A 5,068-nucleotide genomic window follows, 5' to 3' on the forward strand; every position below is an offset into this window, starting at 1 on the left:
CTGGCACCTCAAGGGCGGCCGCCGGTGCGCGGTACGAGCCGGCCGCCCTTGAGGTGCCAGCCGCCCTTCCACTTGTCCTGGTCCTCGTAGCCGCGTGGATAGCCCTGGCCGGGGCGGGTCTCGACGTTGTTGAACCAGACGTATTCGGTGCCTGACCGGTTGGTCCAGATCTGTTTGCAGGTGACCGAGCAGGTGTGGCAGCCGATGCACTTGTCGAGGTTCATGACCATGGCGACCTGGGCCATCACCCTGGGGCGGGACGGCTGGCGGCGGGGCATGTCAGTACTCCACGTTCTGGGACCGGCGCCGGATGACGGTGATCGCGTCGCGCTGGTTGCCGGTCGGTCCGTAGTAGTTGGGCGCGAAGGAGAGCTGGGCGTAGCCGCCGATGAGGTGGGTGGGCTTGATGAGCAGCTTGGTGAGGGCGTTGTGGGTGCCGCCGCGGCCGCCGGTGGTCTCGGATTTGGGCACGTTCACCAGGCGTTCCTGTACGTGGTACATGAACACGGTGCCTTCGGGCATGCGGTGGGAGACCACGGCGCGGGCGACGACGACGCCGTTGGCGTTGACGGCCTCGATCCAGTCGTTGTCGGCCACGCCGACGGCCTGGGCGTCGGGCACGCTGAGCCAGATGACGGGGCCGCCGCGGGCCAGGGTCTGCATGATCAGGTTTTCCTGGTACTCGGAGTGGATGGACCACTTGGAGTGCGGGGTGACATAGCGGACGGTGACCGAGCGGCCGGCGCCCCCGCTGTTGGTGCCGGGTGGCGGGGCCTCGCCGAGGGCGGCCATGTCCAGCGGGGGCCGGTAGACGGGCAGTTGCTCGCCGAGCTCGGCCATCCAGTCGTGGTCCAGGTAGAAGTGCTGGCGGCCGGTGAGGGTGTGCCAGGGCTTGCGGTGTTCGGTGTTGATGGTGAACGGCGCGTAGCGGCGGTCGGGGGCCTCCTTGCCCGACCATTCGAAGCTGGCGCCGACCTGCACCGGGCGGGTCTGGGTGTCGGAGAACACCACGCGGCGCTCGGCCACCGAGGCGCCCAGTTCGGTGAGGCCCGAGCCCGGGCCGCAGCGCTCCGCGAACTGCCGGAACCCTTCGGCGGCGAGGCGTCCGTTGGTGGTGCCGGAGAGGGCGAGGATCGCCTCGCACATCTTGGTGTCGGTGTCCAGCAGCGGCCGTCCCTTGGCGGCGCCCCGTACGGCGGTGCCGCAGCGGTCCGCGAGCCAGGCGGCCTCCGGCGTGGGGTCGACGCCCACGCCCTTGACCCGCATGCCCTGCCGTTCGGCGAGCGGTCCGAAGGCGGCGAGCTGGTCGGCGACGGCGGTGTAGTCGCGTTCGACGAGGGCGAAGTCCGGCAGGTTCCGGCCGGGTACGGCTCCGGTCACGGTGCCGGTCGCCGCGTCGCGCCAGTCCGGTACGGTGCCGCCGGGCTGGGCGGTCTCACCGGGGGTGTCGTGCATCAGGGCGCAGGCCACCAGGTCGTGGGCGGTCTCCAGGTGTCCGGCGGCGAGTTCGCTGAGTTTGCGGGCGAGGCCGTGGAAGATCTCGAAGTCGGTGCGGGCCTGCCAGGGCGGGATGATCGCCGGGGTGAAGGCGTGGACGTACGGGTGCATGTCCGTGCTGGACAGGTCGTGCTTCTCGTACCAGGTGGCGGCAGGCAGCACGAGGTCGGCGAAGAGCGTGGTGGAGGTCATCCGGAAGTCCAGCGCCAGCAGCAGGTCGAGCTTTCCGCGCGGCGCCGTATCACGCCAGGTGATATCCGCCGGGCGGTTGCCGGGCGGGGCCTCCTCTGCGGTGGCGTTGTCGCGGGCGCCGAGCAGATGGCGCAGGAAGTACTCGTTCCCCTTGGCCGAGGACCCGATGAGGTTGGCCCGCCAGACGGTCAGCACTCGGGGCCAGTTCTCCGGCGCGTCCGGGTCCTCGCAGGCGAAGTCCAGCCCGCCGGTGGCCAGTTGTCCGGCGATCCACTCCCCCGCCGGCTGTCCGCTCTCCTTGGCCCGGCGGCCCAGGTCGAGGGGGTTGGCGGCGAAGGTCGGGTACGAGGGCATCCAGCCAAGACGCATGGACTGGGCGACCAGATCCGCGGTGTGGCGGCCGGTGAACAGGCCGCGGCCGGTGGGGGACGCCAGCACGTCGGCGCCGTACCGCTCGTAGCGCCACTGGTCGGTGTGCAGATACCAGTACGGGGTGCCGGCCATCTGCCGGGAGGGCCGTACCCAGTCGGCGGCGGTGGCCAGCTGCTGCCAGCCGGTGAAGGGCCGCACCTTCTCCTGGCCCACGTAGTGCGCCCAGCCTCCGCCGTTGACGCCCTGGCAGCCGGTGAGGAGCAGCAGGGTGAGGAACGAGCGGTAGATGGTGTCGGAGTGGAACCAGTGGTTGGTGCCCGCGCCCATCACGATCATGCAGCGCCCATTGCTCTTCTCGGCGGTGCCCGCGAACTCGCGGGCCGCGCGGATCACGGCGGCGGCCGGTACGGAGGTGATGGCCTCCTGCCAGGCGGGGGTGCCGGGCACCGAGGCGTCGTCGTAGCCGGCCGGCCACTGTCCCGTAAGGCCGGGACGGCCCACCGCGTACTGGGCCATGAGCAGGTCGAAGACCGTGGTGACCAGCCGTCCGCCGAGCCGCCGTACGGGGACTGAGCGCCGTACGGTGGCACCGGGTGTATCGAAGCGGGGCAGCTCGACCTCGACCGTCTCGACGGTCCCGGCGGCCTGATGGAAGGTCAGCCGGGGGGTGATATCGCCCAGGTCCAGGTTCCAGCGGCCTTCGCCGCCCTTGCTCCACCGGTCGCCCAGGGTGCCGCCGGGGACGACCGGGCGGTCGGTTTCCGTGTCGTAGAGCACCGGCATCCAGCGCCGGGCCGCCTCGTCGGCGTGGGCGGCCAGGCCCGGGTCGGTCTCCGCCAGGTCGGCGGCGGTGAGGAACTTGCCGGGGACGCGGGGTCCGGACGGCTCGCGCGCCGGCCGTTCCACGAGCTCCACCAGGAAGGGCAGATCGGTGAAGCGCCTGACGTAGTCGGTGAAGTAGGGGACCTCCCGCTCGGCGAAGAACTCCTTGAGGATGACGTGGCCCATCGCCATGGCGACCGCGCCGTCGGTGCCGGGGTGGGGGTGCAGCCACTCGTCGGCGAACTTGGTGGCGTCCGCGTAGTCCGGGGAGACCACCACCACCTTCTGGCCCCGGTAGCGGGCCTCGGCCATCCAGTGGGCGTCGGGGGTGCGGGTGACGGGGACGTTGGAGCCCCACAGCATCAGATAGGCGGCGTCCCACCAGTCGCCGGACTCGGGGACGTCGGTCTGGTCGCCGAACACCTGGGGGGAGGCGATGGGCAGATCCGCGTACCAGTCGTAGAAGGAGATCATCGGCGCGCCGATCAGCGACATGAAGCGGGCGCCGACGGCGTGCGAGGCCATGGACATGGCGGGGATCGGGGAGAAGCCGGCGATCCGGTCCGGGCCGTATGCCTTCAGGGTGTGCACATGGGCGGCCGCCGCGATCTCCAGCGCCTCGTCCCAGGTGATGCGGACCAGTCCGCCCTTGCCGCGGGCCGACTGGTAGCGGTGGCGCTTGTCCGGGTCGCCGGTGATCTCCGCCCAGGCGGCCACCGGGTCCCCGAGCCGCGCCTTGGCCTCCCGGTAGAGCTCGACCAGTACGCCGCGGGCGTGCGGATAGCGCACCCGGGTGGGCGAGTAGGTGTACCAGGAGAAGGCGGCGCCGCGCGGGCAGCCGCGGGGCTCGTACTCCGGCCGGTCCGGGCCGACCGAGGGGTAGTCGGTCTGCTGGGTCTCCCAGGTGATCAGCCCGTCCTTGACGTACACCTTCCAGGAGCAGGAGCCGGTGCAGTTCACGCCGTGCGTGGAGCGCACCACCTTGTCGTGGGCCCAGCGCTCCCGGTACGGGGAGTCCTCCACCGTCTGGTCGGTCCGGTACACGGCCCGCAGGTCCCGGGTGGTCGGGGTGCGCCTGAGGGACGCCCCGGCCCGCAGGAGGCGCTCGGTCACCGCTGACGCGGCTGACTCGGCCTCCGATCGTGTTGTGCGACGCGCCACGGGCCAACAACTCCTCTGGGTGGGGGGCCAGGTCACCTGCCGCTTCCCCCGGCAGCGGACGTGACCTGCTTGGGCTCGCGCCACAGCATCGCTCGCGTATCAGCCACACCGTCTGACCGCTTTCGGCCATTTAGCATCACCTGAAACGTTTTTTTCTTGCACTTTGCAATGTTTGCCTCAGGCGTATGACTTGCCCACCAGGCAAAAGTTGATGGAAGTTGACGAGGTATCAAACTGGCCTGGTGATCGGTACGGCCTGGTCCTCCTCATCGCCCGGGCGGGGCCATACGGCGGGCGTTGCCATCTCTTGACCTCATTTTCTGGCCAATTCCTCGCCCGCCCAACGCGCCGAACATGACCATGGCCCATGCCCCAGAGGCAGTCCAGGCCATCACATGCCCCACGGCCACAAGTCGGTGCGGCCCCTCGGCGGTGCCCAGGGCGGCCGTGGACACGGCGTACATGCCCAGCGGAAAGACGATCGTCCACCACGTCGGCTCATAGGCCAGCGAGACCCGGTGCACCCCGTGCCGCCAGACCCCGGCGGCCAGCAGCACCGGCAGCAGACAGGTCATCCAGCCCCATATGACCAGGAGAAACCCCGCGACGACGTCCCCAGGGGGCGAGGCGTCGAGCCCCTGCGGGACGAGCCGGGCGCCGGCCAGCAGGCTGATCGCGCAGGCGCCCATCGTGATCCAGTACGGCGGCGACAGCTCCTGCGGCCGTACGCCGAGGCGCACCAGCCGGGCCGCCACCGCCACGGCCACCACGACATACAGCGCCAGCCCGAGGGCCCAGCCGGTCTCCTTCGCCGCCAGGGCCCGGTGGGGCTCCAGTGCGGCGCCGGCCAGCACCACGGACTGCAGGCCCACCACGCACAGAAACCAGCTGCCGTCGACATGCCGCAGCATGCCCCCGGGCCCGAGCGCGCGCACCACCCGCGCCGCGCGCCACATCAGCCCCAGCCATACGGGCCCGGCCACGGCCAGCAGAATCGCCGCGGCCGGGCCCGTATGGCTGGGGC

General features: G+C 71.1%; 2 protein-coding genes and 1 pseudogene. All 3 read right to left on the reverse strand.

Features of this window, described 5'->3' with window-relative positions; all coding sequences use genetic code 11:
* Nucleotides 1–14 precede the first annotated feature (14 nt).
* Nucleotides 15–278, reverse strand: a pseudogene (narY, locus tag CCN51_RS45810) (nitrate reductase subunit beta); the annotation flags it as partial.
* A 1-nt stretch (nucleotide 279) separates the two neighbouring features.
* The gene (locus tag CCN51_RS45815; RefSeq protein WP_162097964.1) at nucleotides 280–4,044 is read right to left on the reverse strand and encodes a nitrate reductase subunit alpha; all 3,765 of its coding nucleotides are present in this window, start codon (nucleotides 4,042–4,044) and stop codon (nucleotides 280–282) included.
* Nucleotides 4,045–4,310: 266 nt separating this feature from the next.
* Nucleotides 4,311–5,068 (reverse strand): tellurite resistance/C4-dicarboxylate transporter family protein (locus CCN51_RS45820; protein ID WP_211303316.1); only part of this gene is annotated, 758 nt, incomplete at its 5' end.

Origin of the sequence: Streptomyces milbemycinicus, from assembly GCF_002154605.1 — a bacterium.
GTDB lineage: Bacteria > Actinomycetota > Actinomycetes > Streptomycetales > Streptomycetaceae > Streptomyces > Streptomyces milbemycinicus.